The 18,411-nt window shown below is 53.8% G+C and carries 11 protein-coding genes; all 11 read right to left on the reverse strand.

Annotation, left to right across the window (positions count from 1 at the left end; translation table 11 throughout):
• Positions 1-10: 10 nt before the first annotated feature.
• Positions 11-1,063: a type III secretion system effector arginine glycosyltransferase SseK2 gene (gene sseK2 / locus OLG56_RS08095; protein WP_079900502.1), complete on the reverse strand. Its 1,053-nt coding sequence runs from the start codon at positions 1,061-1,063 to the stop codon at positions 11-13.
• 450 nt (positions 1,064-1,513) lie between these two features.
• Complete coding sequence (gene trhP, locus OLG56_RS08100; RefSeq protein WP_001606214.1) at positions 1,514-2,875, reverse strand: prephenate-dependent tRNA uridine(34) hydroxylase TrhP; 1,362 nt, start codon at positions 2,873-2,875, stop codon at positions 1,514-1,516.
• A gap of 115 nt (positions 2,876-2,990) precedes the next feature.
• On the reverse strand, positions 2,991-5,102 hold the full coding sequence (locus OLG56_RS08105; protein ID WP_207011599.1) for a DUF4034 domain-containing protein: 2,112 nt from the start codon (positions 5,100-5,102) through the stop codon (positions 2,991-2,993).
• A 10-nt stretch (positions 5,103-5,112) separates the two neighbouring features.
• Positions 5,113-5,829: a DUF1266 domain-containing protein gene (locus OLG56_RS08110; protein ID WP_057394939.1), complete on the reverse strand. Its 717-nt coding sequence runs from the start codon at positions 5,827-5,829 to the stop codon at positions 5,113-5,115.
• Positions 5,829-7,031, reverse strand: coding sequence for a cytoplasmic protein (locus OLG56_RS08115; RefSeq protein ID WP_057394938.1), 1,203 nt, complete (start codon positions 7,029-7,031; stop codon positions 5,829-5,831). Before OLG56_RS08115 ends, OLG56_RS08110 begins: the two co-directional genes overlap by 1 nt.
• A gap of 268 nt (positions 7,032-7,299) precedes the next feature.
• Positions 7,300-8,022: an envelope stress response regulator BaeR gene (gene baeR / locus OLG56_RS08120; RefSeq protein WP_000137854.1), complete on the reverse strand. Its 723-nt coding sequence runs from the start codon at positions 8,020-8,022 to the stop codon at positions 7,300-7,302.
• Entirely contained in the window at positions 8,019-9,422 is a 1,404-nt protein-coding gene (baeS, locus tag OLG56_RS08125) for an envelope stress sensor histidine kinase BaeS (protein ID WP_000870081.1), read from the reverse strand. The genes baeR and baeS overlap by 4 nt, the downstream gene beginning before the upstream one ends.
• Complete coding sequence (locus tag OLG56_RS08130) at positions 9,422-10,834, reverse strand: MFS transporter (RefSeq protein WP_000137815.1); 1,413 nt, start codon at positions 10,832-10,834, stop codon at positions 9,422-9,424. The genes baeS and OLG56_RS08130 overlap by 1 nt, the downstream gene beginning before the upstream one ends.
• A complete protein-coding gene (gene mdtC, locus OLG56_RS08135; RefSeq protein ID WP_001210106.1) occupies positions 10,831-13,911 on the reverse strand; it encodes a multidrug efflux RND transporter permease subunit MdtC in 3,081 nt (1,026 codons plus the stop codon). Before mdtC ends, OLG56_RS08130 begins: the two co-directional genes overlap by 4 nt.
• Positions 13,912-17,034, reverse strand: a complete 3,123-nt coding sequence (gene mdtB, locus OLG56_RS08140) for a multidrug efflux RND transporter permease subunit MdtB (protein ID WP_001197800.1) — start codon at positions 17,032-17,034, stop codon at positions 13,912-13,914.
• Positions 17,034-18,275 carry a multidrug efflux RND transporter subunit MdtA gene (gene mdtA, locus OLG56_RS08145; RefSeq protein WP_000678803.1) on the reverse strand — a complete coding sequence of 414 codons (1,242 nt, stop codon included), beginning with the start codon at positions 18,273-18,275 and terminating at the stop codon, positions 17,034-17,036. Before mdtA ends, mdtB begins: the two co-directional genes overlap by 1 nt.
• Between the last annotated feature and the right edge of the window lie 136 nt (positions 18,276-18,411).

The following is an 18,411-nucleotide window of genomic DNA, read 5'->3' on the forward strand; positions in this document are numbered from 1 at the left end:
AACAAGGCTATCATGATTTCCTCCACGAGCTGGTAGTTAAACTGCTTGTGTTCATAATGATATTTTCGTGTTTAAATTCAATAAAATCACAAAATGTGTTATAATCTTGCGTAACAGAACCTTCAAAATAATGTCTCAACCCTTTACTGAGCCAATCATTATACGGATCGCCATAAGGTTTACTGTGCATAATTTCGAGTCCTTTTATTAATGCTGGATGCTCGCTGCGGTTAACAGCAATAATCCCATTTTCAAGGCTAACATGATTATCTTTACGACTTACATGGATAGCGATACCATCAGGTAAATACAAAGTACCGAGTTTATCAGTAAGTAACATATCTGCATCAAGATATATGTACCCACTGCCTGGTTGCAGATGATGACAACCAGGTTTACCAGCTTCCAGAAAGGCATCGCTTCCTTTTAGCAGGAAAAGATTTCTGTAGAAGTCAAACCATAAGTGACCTTTGTCTTTATTATGAGATGAAATAAGCGTTTCCTCCGGATTGTTTTTCAAGACATCTTCCAAGCTTTTTTTTACCCCGTTAAGCAAGGCCTCATCTCGTTCACTTGCTGACTGAGCTTCCAGTTTGGTGATGTTTTCTAAATAAATCGTCGTTAACTTTTTATCATACATGCTATAATTAAGGTCAGAATTATAAATAACCTTTATGTTTCTATAATTTTGTTCCAATTTTGCCAATGCTTTTCTTTGTCCCTTGCTAAAATCGCCATCAACGAAAATACCAATAATTCTTTCTTTTTCTATTATAGCAGCATTGATAATATTATTAAGATAAGGGTTTTTCTGCGTATTGATAATGGGAATTTCGTTTTGACCAAATCTATCTGGATTGCGTTCAAACCACTGAAAAACGAGCGGCGTTTGGTGATCTAGTGGTAATAGAGGATAATCAACCCCAGCAAAACTTACATGGCCTGATGAAGGTAGACTGAGCGTAGGTGCGATGGTTTGAGTATTACTTTGACATGAAATCAAACCTCTAATCCGGGAAAACATTATTTTAATCCTTGTAAAAACGGCATTAAAACGTGCCATATTTTTACACGCTTAAATTATCAGTTTTTAACCTTAATTTAATAACCTGGAAACTTTTTGTGTAAGTCCGCACAAAGCAGTTATTGATTTAATTCACTGATGTTAAACGTAAACGTCAGAATGCTAAGTCCTGAGTCTGACCGGATGCGGGAGGATTGTGACTTGCTGGCTGGCCATGAATAGTGGAGGTCTGTAAACCTAAGCGCCCATTTGCGCTTTGGTTAGTGTGGTCAATTTTTGGATGTGGCGGAAAGTACCACTTTTTTATTGATTATACGCAAAAAATAAGCCTGCGTAAGGGAGATTACGCAGGCCAAGGAGGTGGTTCCTGGTACAGCTAGCATTTATGGGTTATGTTTTTCAGCGCGTTGAATAATACCCGCATTGAGCGAAGCGGTATGTGATCAATTTCTAAGAATCTTCCCGCCATGAAAAAATAACCGCAATTAACTACTTAGCATGGGGGTTACGCGTTGATTCGCCTGAGAAATTACGCATCAATAGTGCGTAATCCAGCGTAACGTCCTGCGGGACGGGCATCCAGACGGTATAGCCATCGCCAGGCGCCACCGGCATAGCGTCGCCTTTGGCGTTCTCCATCTGTTCCAGGGTGAAATTGATATTTCCCTGCGGTGTCATCAGCTCCAGACTATCGCCAACGGAGAATTTATTTTTCACCGCCACGGCCGCCAGTTGGCCTTTACGCTCGCCGGTGAACTCGCCGACAAATTGCTGGCGTTCGGAAACGGAGTACCCGTACTCGTAATTCTGGTAATCGTCGTGCGTATGGCGACGCAGGAAACCTTCGGTATAGCCGCGATGAGCCAGACCTTCCAACGTTTCCAGCAGCGTAGGGTCGAAGGGTTTACCCGCGGCGGCGTCGTCGATGGCCTTACGGTAGACCTGCGCGGTACGGGCGCAGTAATAAAAGGATTTGGTGCGGCCTTCGATTTTCAGCGAGTGGATGCCCATTTTCGTCAGGCGCTCCACGTGGGCGATAGCGCGCAAATCTTTTGAGTTCATGATATAGGTGCCATGCTCGTCTTCGAACGCGGTCATGTATTCGCCCGGTCTTTGGGCCTCTTCTATCATAAACACTTTATCCGTCGGCGCGCCGATACCGAGCGTCGGCTCAACGTTCTGTACCGGAATCGGTTCGTGCTTATGCACGATGTTGCCGACAACGTCTTCTTTTCCTTCCTGCACGTTATATTCCCAACGGCAGGCATTGGTGCAGGTGCCCTGATTCGGATCGCGTTTATTGATGTAGCCGGAAAGCAGGCAGCGGCCAGAATAGGCCATGCATAGCGCGCCGTGGACGAAAATTTCTATTTCCATATCCGGCACCTGCTGGCGAATTTCCTCAATCTCTTCCAGCGACAGCTCGCGGGAGAGAATCACACGGGTCAGCCCCATCTGCTGCCAGAATTTTACCGTCGCCCAGTTTACGGCATTAGCCTGTACCGACAGGTGAATCGGCATTGCCGGGAAGTGCTCGCGTACCAGCATAATCAACCCTGGATCGGACATGATCAGCGCATCCGGGCCCATCTCGACGACGGGTTTCAGGTCACGGATAAAGGTTTTGAGCTTGGCATTATGCGGGGCGATGTTCACCACCACGTAGAATTTTTTTCCGAGCGCGTGGGCTTCGTTGATGCCAAGCTGCAAATTTTCGTGATTGAATTCGTTATTACGCACGCGTAAAGAGTAGCGTGGTTGGCCCGCATAGACGGCATCGGCACCGTAAGCGAAAGCGTAACGCATATTTTTCAGCGTTCCCGCCGGCGAAAGAAGTTCTGGTTTAAACATCATTTTCTCGTTCTGATGACAGGTCAGATCCGCCTCACCTGATGAGGCGGCTGGAGGAGAGTCCTCACTTTAAGGGCGGGCATTGTAGCGCCGTGGGAGAGGGGAGTAAACCACCTTACACCATTGAGTTGACCTGTCCCGGCAGCTCTGAATTCGGGATGCGGACGGTATACCAGGCGAAACGAAAGCGTTTCCAGAAAGAATCGAAATGCAGGTGGTCCAGGCAGTCTATAACGATTTCATTATCCGGATAAAGCGTGAAGGCAAAATGCGCCCAGCGTGCGCTTAGCTTCATATTAAACAGCGTTCGATCGTGTTTATTACCGTGCAGGCGCGATAGGGTCACCATAGCGTGTAGCGTGCCTTTGTTGGCCTCTTGTTGCACCAGTTCCAGATGCTTATGCGCCAGCGTAATATCCTTCACTTCAAAAATATTCAGCAGGAACAAGCCCCAGGCCTCTTTATGTCCGAACTGATGCGCCAGCCAGAGATTATCGAGTAGTTCTTTTTCATAAGCGGAACGTTTTTCGGTATCAAATTCTTGTTTACTCAGACGCTGGTTGCAGACGCCGATGCTGAAATGAATATTTTGCAGGTCATTTTCATAGTCGGTATAGCCTCCGTTATCTATTAATTTGTACGGGGTGCTCTCGCACAGAGCTAACTGCCGGTGCAAAATCTCCGCCGCGCGCTGAAAATACCCTAACGCGATGGCAGGATCGTAAGGTAGTAGGCCGTTGTTCTCTTTATTATTGTGTTCAAGGCCCAGCAGGTTTAGCGCGGCGGGTATATTTCTTTGTGCGCCCAGCTCTGCCAGCGGCACGAAATGTTCCGGGAGCCCGAACCAGTTGAAATTTTTAATCGCCGCCCGCCAGTGATGGTTATATTTAATGTCGGAGACGCTATCTAGCCAGGCAAGGCTTTGTGCCTCATCCTTTTCGAAACCCAATAGCCCGGCGTACTGAAAGTAGCCACGACGGATTTTCGGCACTGCGAATTCCGTTTGCTGCGCATTCTGACAGAGAAAATTATAAATCCACCAGGTGTCAGGAAAATCGCGCAGGGCGAACTTTATCGTGCCATCAGAGAAGTAATTGTTGAGCTTAACTTTTTCCACGATCGAACGCTGAAGGGTTCGCCAGAGCGCGTCATTATCGTCCAGATCGCTATAGCAGACCCGCAGCCACTCCAGCGCGTTGTGGCGAGATTCCTGGATATGCGCTCGCAGGCTAATCTCTTCGGCTTTGGCGATAATGCGTTCCTGTTCTGCCGGGGAGTCAACCTCTTTAATGCGCAGATCGCGGTGATCGTCCCACCAGATTAATAGCTCCAGATGTTCACGTTCTGCGGCAGAAAGGTGATCGCATACGCTTGATTCCAGAAATTCGCGGATTTCCTCGTGAGACCCTCCCCAGCGCGGCATACGAAACGGGATATATTCATCCAGCACGTAAAATGCCGTCGGGAAAATAGCCAGGCAGACGGCGAGCCAGTATTTTTGCCCGGCATCGTCATCGCACTCCGGCAATACGGACGGGCGCGGCAAATTTGGGCAAACCGCGTCGGCAAACGACAGCCCGGAATGGGCCATCAGCGCGTCCACCTCCTGCGGTGAATGGCGATGATATTCAGCCAGATCTTCCATTAATGGCTGCCCGGCAACATTCGCGCCCACAAGGAACTCAACCAGCCAGCCGGGCTGGTCGAAGACTTTTGAGTTGGTGCTGGTCAGGGCCGCGGCCATCCACTGGCGCGGTTCACAGTCGATAGCATTGAGCACGGCGATGACCATCCGTTCGTTGCAGGCGGCAGCGCAGATCCACATCGCTCGGGTGGTTTCTCTCGCCCAGCCATAGCTGCGATACAGCCACGCACGGTGATTCCAGTATTGCGCCTCGGCAAGCCAGGCGTGAGTAGAGCGGGGGCGGGCGCGCTGCCAGTTTTTGATCAGTGCTAATCCTTGCGGCCCGGCCTCAACCAGCGTGTCCATATCGTAAAAAGGGTTGTCCATTTGATTCCAGGCGAAGAAATAGCGCTTTTCCGCTTCGCGGCTGGTAAAGCTCTCCGTCAGCGCCTGGTTGTAGCGTTCGTCCAGTTCGTCATAGCGTTCTTCGCGCAGCAGGCCGGAAATATCGGCGATATGCCACTCTCGTTGCCCGTCATTGAGGGGATTTTTGTGGTTGCACATCTCAAACATAGCGTTGAGCAGACGATCATCCTGTTCCATAAAGCGTCCTTTAAATCGGCTCGAAAATTTTGAATTCATTCCACGGCAGTTGTCGCCAGCGGCTGACAGGGTCTTGCAGATAATGGGTGGCTTCCTGTAAATCCCGTCCGGCAGGCGCTGTTGGCGTGTCACGTAGCGTGAGCCATACCCGGCGGGCGCGAACGTAGGCGGTGGCGTAATCCTCCCAGGAATCAAAACAGTCCTGAGCGCGCTGGGCGTTAAGTAACAACACCAGCCAGGCCTGATGTACGTCGCACCAGCCGAGCCCGGCGATACAGCGGGTCAGAAAGGCGGTGCGCATGCAGTCGAAGGCCAGCGCGTCGCGGACCTGGCCCTGGGCCGCCAGATGATGATAAAACGTGCGCGGCGAGCTGCCGATGCCCGCAGGCCAGCGGCGTAAGATATCCTCAACCTTGTGGCGTAACGCCGCGCCGTCGAGGTTTTCGCTCAAGCCCAGCTCTTTTTTTACCTGCTGCGCCAGATAGCGGCGTTTGTCATCGTCAAGTTTGAAGACCAGCTCAACGCCTTTGATCGGTAGCCCGTTGCGCCGGGCAAGGATATCAGCTAGCGCCAGCGCCCATTGACGCCGCCGGGTATCGCGACGCAGATCCTTCAGGCGATCTTTTTCTTTCTCCTCGGCGATACGGGACGCAATCAGCGGTTTGTTTTTTTTGTAGTTGCGCCAGCTAAAAAATAGGGCGGCAATAATAAGAACAATCCAGAACATTAGCGCTCCTCCCTGGTTGCAGAAAGATAGCGCGTGGTTTGTAGCGTCAGGCTTTCAATTTCGAAAGGTTCACTACTGGTGTTTTTTCCGGCAAGCGTAGGGTGCCATTCATGCCGTGGAAACAGCATTTCCGCAGCCGTCGCCACGTTAGGATCAACAACCTGAAGATAGCGCAGCGCCTCCGGGGCGCTGTGCAGCAGCAGCCACTGTAAAGCCACCGGAGGCGTAGGGAAGTGCTCCATTAAATGAAAATTGTCATGCAGCACATTGAGCAGAAAATTGAGGTCATGAATATGAGTAATAAATTTCCAACCTGAATATTCCGGCGTTGCTTCATAAACTATTCCCATCTCTTCGCAATCGGCGTGGCGCTCAGGAAGTGGTTGCAGATGGCGTAACAGAGATAAAACATCGTTAGCATATTTCTTAATAGGATGGCGATTTTGCTTACCTTTAATCTGATCAATGCTCAGGCCGTTATTACCAACCACCAGGCTTATTGTGACGTGGGGAATATTATTGCCGTCGCGCAGGCTGAACAGGCGAAGTTTTTGTTGTTCAATTTGCCGGGCGTAGTAATCGCCGTAGCCGCCGGAAAGCGCACCTTTATTATCAAAATCTCCGACGCAGTGTTGCATATGCCAGGATTCATACGCCATCTCACTGCGCAGGCCGGGGTTTGTTGCATCAAGCTCAACCAGCACGCCGTTATTCACCGTCATCACCGGTTTTAGCGCCTCGCTGTTGGAGGGATACCAACCTTGTTCACGCAGGCGCTGCATTTTTTGATGCTCCGCTTCGCGCATTGCCAGCACGGTAAAGCAGTTGATGCGCTGTAGTTTAGTTTCCAGCCGCGTTCCTTCCTGACGCGAAAGAAATTCCACTAAATCTCTTTCCATTGCCACAAGTTGCGGGTGCTGAACGTTAAGGTAGTAAAAGCGCTCATCGCCACCCAGCTTTGGCGCCAGCCAGGCGGGGACTTCTGTATCAGCGCTAAAATAAACGGCATAATCGGCGACGGAGCGCACAGGATAAACATGAGGAAAGTCACCAATGATCCAACGATAAAAATGGTTGCTTAACCAGCGCTGGATAATTTCGCTGTCGCCGCGTTGTTGGCTCCGGGAAAAAATAGATGATTTTACATTTGGCGCATTTATTATATTGCGTGGTTTATAGCGGTGAGATGACGTTTCTGTCATAAAAATCCATGTATAATTAAGCTGGTATTATGTTTATGTATTTTTAGATTCACTTAATGAATTAATGCGCAATAAGTTTAAAAAACTACTCACAGTATATCGGTAAACTAAAAAGAGCGGCCAAATAATTTATTGTCTCCGATCGCGTTCGTTGTGGTTTTCGGGATACCGCTCGGCCAAAGGAAAGAGGGCAGTGTGTTAATTCCGCCAGAATAGCGTTGGCGGAAAATATCGTCTTACGACCTTGTTATTGTTATGCCAATAATCATTATACCAGGCGACACGCATCCGCTTCCCAGCGATATCCCACCCCGTAGACTGCGCGTATAAATGACTGTTCGGCATCCAGCGATTCCAGTTTACGGCGCAGGTTTTTAATGTGGCTGTCGATAGTACGATCGGTCACCACACGGTAGTCGTCGTAGAGGTGGTTTAACAACTGCTCGCGGGAAAAAACTTTACCCGGTTCAAGCGATAAGGTTTTTAGCAGGCGGAATTCAGCGGGGGTTAAATCCAGCGCTTTACCACACCAGGAGGCCTGAAAGCGGCTTTCATCAATCATTAACGGGCTTTCGGCATCCTGCTGCTGGAGTTCGCGCTGCGGTTTACAGCGGCGCAAAATGGTTTTCACGCGGGCCACGACTTCGCGCGGGCTGTAAGGCTTACAGATATAATCATCGGCGCCGATTTCCAGCCCAAGCAGCCGGTCGATCTCTTCGATTTTGGCCGTGACCATCACAATGGGGATGTCGGAAAAACGGCGAATCTCCCGGCATAGCGTCAGACCATCGGTACCCGGCAGCATCAGATCCAGCAGGATCAGATCCGGCGGCGTTTGACGCACATACGGCAGTACCTTGTCGCCATGATTGATGAGCGTGGGGGCGTAACTTGCCGCGCGTAAGTAGTCAATAAGCAGCTGTCCCAGCTTGGGTTCATCTTCAACAATCAAAATGCGCGGCGTGTTTTCATCAATGGGTAATTCAGTCATACTTCTCTCTGTAAATCGCGATCCAGCGGTAACTCTACTGTAATGCTAACCCCGCCAAAAGGCGAATGAGCGGCGTGAAGATGACCGTTATGCGCGTGTACAATATTGACGCATATCGCCAGCCCCAGTCCAGAACCGCCGCTGGCGCGGTTACGGGACACTTCCGTGCGGTAAAAACGGTCAAAAAGCTTTTGTAACTGTTCATCGCTGACGCCCGGTGCAGAATCGGCAAAGGTCAGGAATAATGATTTATCGCGTTGTTCGGCGGAAATATGCAGGCCGCCGCCGCTGTCGGTGTAGCGCAGACTGTTTTCCAGCAGATTATTAAACAGTTGCATCAGGCGATCCGGGTCGCCGAAGACGGTCATGCTATCCGGCAACGCGTAATGTAGCGTTAGCCCCCGGCTGGTAAAGCGTTCTCTGAACGCGCCGCCAGCGACTTCCAACAGGGGAACAAGATCGACGGTCGTTTTTTGGTAAGCCAGCGCGCCCTCGTCAGACAACGAAAGCTGATGCAGGTCGTCAACCAGTTTGGTAAGCGTACCGACTTCCGCCTGTAGGGAGGTAACCGATTCTGGCGTGAACTGGCGAACGCCATCCTGAATGGCTTCCAGTTCGCCGCGCAATACCGCCAGCGGCGTGCGCAGTTCGTGGGAAATATCCGCCATAAAGTCGCGGCGCATCTGCTGATTTTTTTCCAGCGTGCTGGCAAGCTGGTTAAAGTCCTGCGCCAGTTTTCCCAGCTCATCGGCGCTGGTTGGGGTCACGCGCGTGGTAAAATCCCCCGCCGCCAGTCTGTGCGTACCCTCGACCAACCGTTTGACCGGGGCGAGCAGGCCACGCGCCAGCAAAAATGTCGCCAGCGCGGCCAGCAACGTTGATAATGCCACGATCATCCAACTGGCGCGCCGCTGCTGCATATCAAAATTAATATCCGTATTGCGCGTCAGCCGCTCGACAGGAGAGGCGATAATCGCGCCGACTTCGACGCCATTGACCAGAATGGGGCGGCGAGTACCGTCATGCGGCACCGGACCGCGTGGGCCGACCAGCACCCGGCCATTTTGATCGACGACCCAGAACTGGGTGCGCCAACCGTGCGGCGGCATACCGGGGCCGGGTTTATCCCGGTCGTTGTCATGCTCAAATGAACGCAGAATCTGGAAAACGAAGCGATCGTTGTTGCGTAAAAAACGCCAGTTGCCGTGTTGCTGGTACTGGTCGCCCAGCGCATCGCCCAGCATTTGTAGCCGCTGCTCGTTGCCGTGTTTGATATAGTCAATAAATCCGCGTTCAAAACTGACGCGCACGGCCCAATGCATACTGATCAGCAGCACGATGCAGGTGGCGAAAATCGCCAGAAACAGCTTGCCGGTGATTCCGGGCCGCCAGACTTTCATTACAGGCTCCTTTTACGCCGTGAAATGACCATGTTTTGCTGTGTATCGTTCGGCACGCGGGCAAAAATTATCGCCGGTAGCGCGATAATAACCGCCATACATAACCAGGTGTACATAAAGACGTGATGTGTGGCGCTACTGTCTATCCCGATATGCTGTTGGCCAAACATACCCAGCAGCATTCCGGCAATAGTGACGCCAATACTCATCGAGAGCTGCATAATCATCGATAATAAGCTATTGCCGCTGCTGGCCAGCGTATCGGGAAGGTCTTTTAGCGTTAAGGTGTTCATGGAAGAAAAGCGCGCCGAGTTCACCATTCCCTGCAAAAGCAGTACCAGCGGCAGGAGATAATACCAGCCGAGCAGCGCGACCGACATAAACAACAGGCTAACCAATGCCAGTCCGAGCGTGGTCGCCACCAGAACCCGACGATAGCCAAAACGGTTAACTATCTGCACCACAATCCGCTTCATTCCCATGCTGCCCAGCACCATGGGGATCATCATCAAACCGGCATGAAACGGTGAAAAACCAAGACCAATTTGCAAAAAGACCGGCGTCATAAACGGCAGCATACCGCTGCCGATACGCCCGGCAAAACTGCCCAGCAACCCCAGTGAAAACGTGGGCGTGCGGAACAATCGCAGGCTGAATAACGCGCCTGAGTTTTTTTTGGCATGGAGGAGATAGAGCAGAATGGCTGCCGCGCCGCCCGCAGCAAGTCCGGCTAATGTCCAGGGCGAAATCCCCATGCTTTTACTACCATCCAGCGCCAGCGTGAGTACCGCCATGCCGATAGCTAACAGCAGGAACCCCGGCAGATCAAAGCGCCGGGTCTCTATGGTGTAGTTTGGCATCAGCATAAAGGTTGCAATAGCGCCGACAATTCCCACCGGGATATTGATCAGAAAGATCCAGTGCCATGAAGCATATTCCACCAGCACCCCGCCCAGCGCGGGGCCGAGTAACGGCCCGATCTGTCCCGGTAGGGTGACGAAGGTCATCGCCGCCATATATTGCGCGCGCGGCACGATTTTCATGACCGTCAGGCGTCCGACCGGTACCATCATCGCGCCGCCTACGCCTTGTAAAACCCGCGCTAATACCAGTTGATTAAGCGTGCCGGAGAGGGCGCAAAACAGCGAACCCAGCGTGAACAGCACAATGGCGGCAAAGAAGATATTACGCACGCCGATTTTATCTGCCAGCCAGCCGCTGGCGGGGAGCATTACGGCGACGGTAAGAACATATGACACCACTACCATGTGCATATGCAGCGGGCTTTCCCCCAGGCTTTTCGCCATGGAGGGCAGCGCAGTGTTGACGATGGTGGTATCCAGCGACTGCATAAAAAAGCCGAATGCCACAATCCAGAGTTGCCAGCGGGTGTTGTCAGGAAGTTCTGTCATATTTCTACTACCGGTTTGCTATTTTTACGCGAAAAACGCAGCCGCAGACGATCGAAAAAGAGGTACACCACCGGCGTGGTATAGAGCGTCAGGAGCTGGCTCATGACCAAACCGCCGACAATGGTTATCCCCAGCGGCTGCCGTAATTCCGAACCGTCTCCGCCAGATAACACCAATGGCAGTGCGCCGAACAGCGCCGCCAGCGTGGTCATCATTATTGGACGGAAGCGTAACAAGCAGGCCTGGAAAATGGCTTGTTCCGGCGTCAGGCCGCCGCTTCGTTGCGCTTCAAGCGCAAAATCGACCATCATAATGGCGTTTTTCTTCACAATGCCAATTAATAGCATGATCCCTATCAGGGCGATTAGGCTGAAAGGGGCATTGAAGAGTTCCAGCGCCAGAAGCGCCCCAACGCCCGCCGATGGCAGAGTAGAGAGAATGGTCAGCGGATGGACGTAGCTTTCGTACAGTATCCCCAGCACAATGTAGACGGTAGCGATCGCCGCCACTATCAAAATAAGCTGTGAATTCATGGTCTGCTGGAAGACTTGCGCCGTTCCGGAAAAACTGCCGCGTACCGTCGGGGGGACGCCAAGCTGCGTCATTGTGCGATTAATGGCCTCCGTCGCCTGCGATAACGATGTGCCGGTCGGCAGGTTAAAGGCAATCGTGGACGCCGCGGAAAGTCCCTGATGGTTCACCGACAACGGCGCATTGGCGGGCCGCCATTGGGCGAAATAAGAGAGGGGGATCGCTTTTCCGTCGCGGTTGATAACAAACATTTTCTCCAGCGCGCTGATATCCTGGCTATAGCGCGGATCGACTTCCATCACCACTTTATACTGGTTCATCGGCTGATAAATGGTGGAAATTTGCCGCTGGCCGAAAGCATTATTTAACAGACTGTTTGCGGCCTGAACATCAATGCCCAGTCGTGACATGGTGTCGCGGTCGTAGATAAGGTTCATCTCCGCGCCGTTATCCTGCTGGTCGGAGTTTACGTCCGCCAGTTGCGGCAGGGCCGAGAGCGCTTTGCGTATTTTCGGCTCCCACTCGCGCAGCGCCGCCAGAGAGTCAGACAGCAACGTATATTGGTAACTGGCGTTAGCCTGCCGCCCGCCGACGCGAATATCCTGTACCGCCATCAGAAACAGCCTGGCGCCGGGTTCTTTTGCCAGTTTGACCCGCAGTCGATCAATGATTTGCTGCGCCGTCTCTTTGCGTTCGCCGCGCGGCTTCAGCGTAATAAACATCATGCCGCTATTCACCCGCGAGCCGCCGGTAAAACCAGTGACATTATTCACCGCCGGATCGTCGCGAATAATTTTCATAAAATCCTGCAGCTTGCCGCGCATGGCCTGGAAAGAGATGCTCTGGTCAGCCTGAATACCGCCCATCAACACGCCGGTGTCCTGCTCCGGAAAGAATGTTTTAGGAATGGCGATATAAAGCCAGATGTTCAGCGCAACGGTGCCAAGAAAAACCACACCGACAAGACGCGTATGGTTAAGCACCCATTTTAATGACGTGCCGTAACCCTGTTGCAAGGCGACCAGCAAACGGCCAACGCCCCGTTTACGCGGTTGGGTGCGCGGTTTGCTTGATTTAAGCATCCAGCCGCACATCATCGGCGTCAGTGTGAGCGAGACCACCAGCGAAATGCCAATCGCCACCGAGAGGGTAACGGCGAATTCCCGTAATAATCGCCCTGGCAGGCCGCCCATTAACAGCAGCGGCAGAAATACCGCCACCAGCGACAGACTCATGGAGATGACCGTAAACCCGACTTCCCGCGTACCCTGTAATGCCGCCTGCAAAGGTTTCATTCCCGCCTCCAGATGGCGGGCGATATTTTCCAGCACCACAATGGCATCATCAACGACAAATCCGGTTGCGATAGTCAGCGCCATCAGCGACAGATTGTTGAGGCTGAAGCCGCACAGATACATGGCGGCGAAGGTGCCGATGAGCGAAACGGGAACGGCGACGGCGGGGATTAGCGTGGCGCGCCCGGAACGCAGGAATAAAAACACCACCAGGATCACCAGCGCGACAGAGATAGCCAGCGTCTCTTCTACCTCTTGCAGCGACGCGCGAATCGTCGGCGAACGATCCTGGGCGATTTGTAAATCGATAGCGGCGGGGATCATTGCCCGCAGTTCCGGCAGTTTTGCCCGGATGCCGTCGACCGTCTGAATAATGTTGGCCTCCGGCAGCTTGCGGATCATCAACAAAATAGCGGGTTTAGCGTTCGTCATCCCGGCGTTACGGACATCCTGCACCGAGTCGATGACGCTGGCGATGTCGCCCAGGCGTACCGCCGCGCCGTTGTTATAGTGAATAATCAGCGGCTGGTATTCGGCGGCGGTTTTCAGTTCGTCGTTGGTCTGGATTTGCCAGCGGTGGACGCTATCTTCAATTGCGCCTTGCGGTCGGCGTACGTTGGCGCTGTCGATCGCTTCGCGGACCTCATCCAGCGAGACGCCCTGGTTAAAGAGCGCCTGCGGGTTTAAGCCTACACGTACTGCGGGCAGGGAGCTGCCGCCGACGTCAACATCGCCGACGCCGTCAATTTGCGCGATGGTTTGCGCCAGTTGGGTAGAGGCGAAATCATACAGTTTGCCCTGTGACCAGCTCTCCGAGGTGAGCGTTAAAATCATAATCGGCGCGTCGGATGGATTGGCCTTGCGATAAGTCGGGCGGCTGGGCATTCCGCTTGGCAACAAGCTTTGCGCGGCGTTGATGGCGGCCTGCACGTCGCGCGCCGCGCCGTTAATATCACGATCGAAATTAAATTCGAGAATAATGCGCGTACTGCCGAGCGAGCTGCTGGAAGTCATTTCATTGACGCCTGCAATGCGTCCCAAAGAACGTTCCAACGGCGTCGCCACCGACGAAGCCATGGTTTCCGGCGAGGCGCCCGGCAGCGAGGCGCTAACCATAATCACCGGGAAATCGACCTGCGGCAGCGGGGCGACCGGCAACAGACGAAAGCCCAGAATGCCGCACAACGTAATGGCGGCGGCAATCAAAATGGTGGCGACCGGGCGGTAGATGAAAAGGGCGAAAAAGCGCATCTACGCCTCCTCTTTATGGCGCGGAAAGCGACTTTTCACGTACAGCGACAGGCGGTCAAACAGGAGATAAATCACCGGTGTGGTAAACAGAGTTAATACCTGGCTGACCAGTAGGCCGCCCACCATCGCGATCCCCAACGGGCGACGTAATTCCGCGCCAACGCCGGTACTCAACATTAATGGCAATGCCCCGAGCAACGCCGCCAGCGTGGTCATCAGAATCGGTCGAAAACGCAGCAGACAGGCCTGGAAGATAGCGTCGCGCGGACTCATCCCCTGTTCGCGTTCGGCGGCGAGGGCGAAGTCAATCATCATGATGGCGTTTTTCTTCACGATGCCGATCAGCAAAATAATGCCGATAATGGCGATAATATCGAGCTCGCTACCAGCGATGATCAGCGCCAGCAGCGCGCCGACGCCCGCCGTAGGCAGCGTTGAGAGAATCGTGATCGGATGGATAAAACTCTCATACAGCACGCCGAGCACGATATACATCGCCACCACGGCGGCGACAATAAGCCAGACGGTGCTGCCCAGCGCCGCCTGGAAGGCGAGCGTACTGCCCTGAAACTGCGTTGTAATATCCGCTGGCAGGGCGAGCGTTTTTTCCGTATCGAGAATCGCCTGCACCGCATCGCCGAGCGAATAGCCCTCCGGCACGTTAAACGAAAATGTCGTGACCGGGAACTGATCTAAATGATTGATGGAGAGCGGAGCGAAGCGCTGCTCAATGCGGGCAATCTCGCTAAGCGGTACGGTGCCGCCGTCGCGGCTCGTCAGGCGAATCGTCTCCAGCGCCGCCAGTCCCGGCGTGCTGGCGGTATTATGTTCCAGCACGACGCGGTACTGGTTCGCCTGGGTATAAATCGTTGAAATCAGGCGTTGCCCGAACGCGTTGTAGAGCGCGTTATCCACATCCGCCATGCTGATACCCAGACGGCTGGCGCTGTCGCGGTCGACATTCACCCAGGCCGCTAATCCTCGATCTTGCCAGTCGCTGCTTACCTCAGAGAGCTGTGGTAACGACTGTAGCGCGTTCTGCAGTTTTGGCACCCAGTGGCTGAGCGCATCGAGCGTCGTGGCCTGCAGGGTAAACTGATACTGCGTGCGGCTGACCTGCGTGTCGATGGTTAAATCCTGCGTCGGCTGGAGATACAGCGCTACGCCGGGAATCGTCGCCACGGCGGTTTGCAGCCGGGAGATCACTTGCTGCACGCGGTCATCACGCGCATCCAGCGGCTTGAGGTTAATTTGCAGGCGCGCGCTATTCAGCGTGGGGTTAGCGCCGTCTACGCCAACAAAAGTCGTCAGGCTTTGTACCGCCGGGTCCTGTAATATCCGCTCCGCCACCTGACGCTGACGTTGCGCCATACTGGCATACGATGACGATTGTGGTGCCTGCAGCGTCCCCTGGATAATGCCGTTATCCTGTACCGGAAAGAATCCTTTCGGGATGACTATCCACAGCATAACGCTGAGCAGGAGCGTGGCGAATGCCACGCTCAATGTAAGCCACGGATGGTTGAGTACTTTCGCTAATCCGCGTCCGTAGCTGGCGATCACGCGGTCAAACATCCGCTCGCAGGCGCGGGAAAAGCGGTTTTGTTTACGCAGAGACTGCTGGCTGAGCATACGCGCGCACATCATGGGCGTGAGCGTCAAAGAGACGACGGCGGAGATTAAAATCGCTACCGCCAACGTCACCGCAAATTCGCGGAACAGTCGACCAACAATATCGCCCATAAAGAGCAACGGGATCAGCACCGCAATCAGTGAAAAGGTGAGGGAAATAATGGTAAAGCCGATTTCGCCCGCGCCTTTGAGCGCCGCCGCCAGCGGTTTTTCTCCTTTTTCGATGTAGCGCGAGATGTTCTCAATCACCACAATCGCATCGTCCACCACGAAACCCGTGGCGATAGTGAGCGCCATCAGCGTCAGGTTATTAATGGAAAAATCCAAAAATACCATCACCGCAAAGGTGCCGATAAGCGACAGCGGTACGGCGACGCCGGGAATAATTGTGGCGGGAATATTACGTAAAAACAGATAGATAATCATGACGACCAGCGCGATCGCCAGCATCAGTTCAAACTGGGTATCGCGCACGGAAGCACGAATATTGGTGGTGCGATCGGACAGGACCGTGACCTTCACCGATTTCGGCAGGCTTTCGGTAAGTTGGGGCAGCATCTGGCGAATGCTGTCCGCTGTCGCAATGATATTGGCGCCGGGCTGGCGTTGAACGTTCATCACGATAGCCGGCGCTTGATTCGCCCATGCGCCGAGCCAGCTATTTTCCGCCCCCTGTTCGACGGTGGCGACATCGCCCAACCGTACCGGCGCGCCGTTTTGATACGCGATGATAAGCCTGCGGTATTCGTCGGCAGACTGCATCTGATCGTTAGCAGAAAGCGTCACCGCCCGTTCGGGGCCATCCAGACTGCCTTTCGCCGAGTTGACGTTGGCGCCGGTAATTGCGGTACGGACCGTTTCGCTGGTCAGACCGAGTGCGGCGACAGCCTGAGCATTCAGTTTTACGCGTACCGCAGGGCGCTGCCCGCCGGCAAGCGTCACCAGTCCGACGCCGGAGACCTGCGAGATCTTCTGCGCCACGCGGGTTTCTACCATGTCTTCTACTTGGGTCATCGGCATCGCGTTTGAGGTGACGGCAAGCGTCATAATCGGCGGGTCCGCCGGGTTGACTTTGCTGTAAATCGGCGGATTCGGCAGGTCGGAAGGCAATAAATTGGTGGCTGCGTTAATCGCCGCCTGTACTTCCTGCTCGGCAACGTCCAGCGGCAGCGTCAACTGAAACTGTAGCGTTACCACCGATGCGCCGCCGGAGCTTTGCGACGACATCTGCTTAAGTCCCGACATCTGGCCGAACTGGCGCTCAAGCGGCGCGGTGACGGCGGAGGTCATGACATCCGGGCTGGCGCCAGGGTAGAGCGTAACAACCTGAATAGTGGGGTAGTCGACCTCCGGCAAAGCGGCGACGGGCAGGAAGCGATAGCCGATAATCCCGGCGAGTAAAATCGCCGCCATCAGCAGAGTGGTGGCCACGGGGCGCAGAATAAACAGACGCGAAGGGCCGCCCGTGCTGCCCGGAGGTAATACCTGCATCAGGCGCGTGCTCCTTTTTGACCTTCATGGCGGGAAGGGGATTTTTCATCCGCCACGGTGGTTTGCGGCTCAACGACCTCGACTTTTGCGCCTTCCGTCAGCCGATCAATACCATCGGTAACGACGCGATCGCCTGCCGACAAGCCTGCGCTGATCACCACGTTTCGGTTATCCTGAATACCGATTTTTACCCGCTTCTTGCTGACGTTATTTTCGTCGTTCAGCACCCACACAAAGTGGCCCTCATTGCCCATTTGCACCGCCGCGGCAGGCACCACAACGGCATTTTGTTCGGTATCGACCAGCATCCGGGCGTTCACAAATTGATTGGGGAACAGCGTATCGTCCTGATTGGTAAAGCGCGCTTTAATTTTGATCGTTCCCGTCGTGGGATCAATCTGGTTGTCCAGACTGAGCAACACACCTTCGCTCAATTTGTGCGAGTTAGTCCGATCCCAGGCTTCTACGACCAGCGCTTTCCCCGCTTTCTGTGCCTGAACTACGGTCGCGATATCGCTTTCCGGCAGAGTAAAAATGAGATCAATCGGGTGCGTTTGCGTAATGACGACAATACCGGCGGTATCGCTGCTGGAAATCTGGTTGCCGACATCCACCTGTTTCAGACCCACGCGTCCCGAGACCGGGGCCGTGATACGACTCCAGTCGAGCTGTAACTGCGCGCTGGCGACATTGGCTTCATCCGCTTTAATGGTTCCCTGGGTTTCGTTGACCAGCGCCTGTTGCGCATCCAGTTCCTGACGGGAAACCAGATTGGTTTTTGCCAGTTGCTGATAGCGCGCCAGATCACGACGCGCATTCGCCAGCGTAGCGTTATCTTTCGCCAACTGTCCCTGAGCCTGCGCCAGGGCGACCTTAAACTGGCTGGGATCGATTTGCGCCAGCAGATCGCCTGCGTTGACCTGCTGACCTTCCTGAAAGTGCAGGGCGATGAGTTGACCATCCACGCGGCTACGCACCGTAACGGTATTCGCTGCGGTCACGGTACCCAGCCCGCTCAGATAGCGCGGTACGGCTTGCGTGGTCGCGGTCGCGGCCTGTACCGGCGCCAGAGGGCCGTCGCGCATACCGCGGCGACCTGCGGCGGCGGTATGCGGCGCTTGCGCGGCGACGCCCGGCGCGGCGGTCGGGCTTTCGCTACGGTTATGCCAGAACCAGAATGCGGCGGCGGCTACTACAACCCCAATCGCTATTGCCCAGCGGAAAGTATTACTGCCTTTCATCGGTATAAGTTTCTCATCCTGAAACGTTTTGCGGAATGTTGCTCCCTCTATTGTAGTCAGCAGGGAAGGGAGAAAAATGGAGGAATTATGGAACACGGTCGGGATTATTCTGAATGGCGGCCCGCTTTGCGAGGCG

Origin of the sequence: Salmonella sp. 2018103 (assembly GCF_026247685.1) — a bacterium.
Taxonomy (GTDB): Bacteria; Pseudomonadota; Gammaproteobacteria; order Enterobacterales; family Enterobacteriaceae; genus Salmonella; species Salmonella enterica.

Coding starts and splice junctions, on each gene's coding strand:
- OLG56_RS08115 (WP_057394938.1), bottom strand. CDS start 7,031: ATGACAGAAACGTCATCTCACCGCTATAAACCACGCAATATAATAAAT.
- mdtA (WP_000678803.1), bottom strand. CDS start 18,275: ATGAAAGGCAGTAATACTTTCCGCTGGGCAATAGCGATTGGGGTTGTA.
- OLG56_RS08110 (WP_057394939.1), bottom strand. CDS start 5,829: ATGTTCTGGATTGTTCTTATTATTGCCGCCCTATTTTTTAGCTGGCGC.
- sseK2 (WP_079900502.1), bottom strand. CDS start 1,063: ATGGCACGTTTTAATGCCGTTTTTACAAGGATTAAAATAATGTTTTCC.
- baeR (WP_000137854.1), bottom strand. CDS start 8,022: ATGACTGAATTACCCATTGATGAAAACACGCCGCGCATTTTGATTGTT.
- OLG56_RS08130 (WP_000137815.1), bottom strand. CDS start 10,834: ATGACAGAACTTCCTGACAACACCCGCTGGCAACTCTGGATTGTGGCA.
- mdtC (WP_001210106.1), bottom strand. CDS start 13,911: ATGCGCTTTTTCGCCCTTTTCATCTACCGCCCGGTCGCCACCATTTTG.
- mdtB (WP_001197800.1), bottom strand. CDS start 17,034: ATGCAGGTATTACCTCCGGGCAGCACGGGCGGCCCTTCGCGTCTGTTT.
- baeS (WP_000870081.1), bottom strand. CDS start 9,422: ATGAAAGTCTGGCGGCCCGGAATCACCGGCAAGCTGTTTCTGGCGATT.
- trhP (WP_001606214.1), bottom strand. CDS start 2,875: ATGTTTAAACCAGAACTTCTTTCGCCGGCGGGAACGCTGAAAAATATG.
- OLG56_RS08105 (WP_207011599.1), bottom strand. CDS start 5,102: ATGGAACAGGATGATCGTCTGCTCAACGCTATGTTTGAGATGTGCAAC.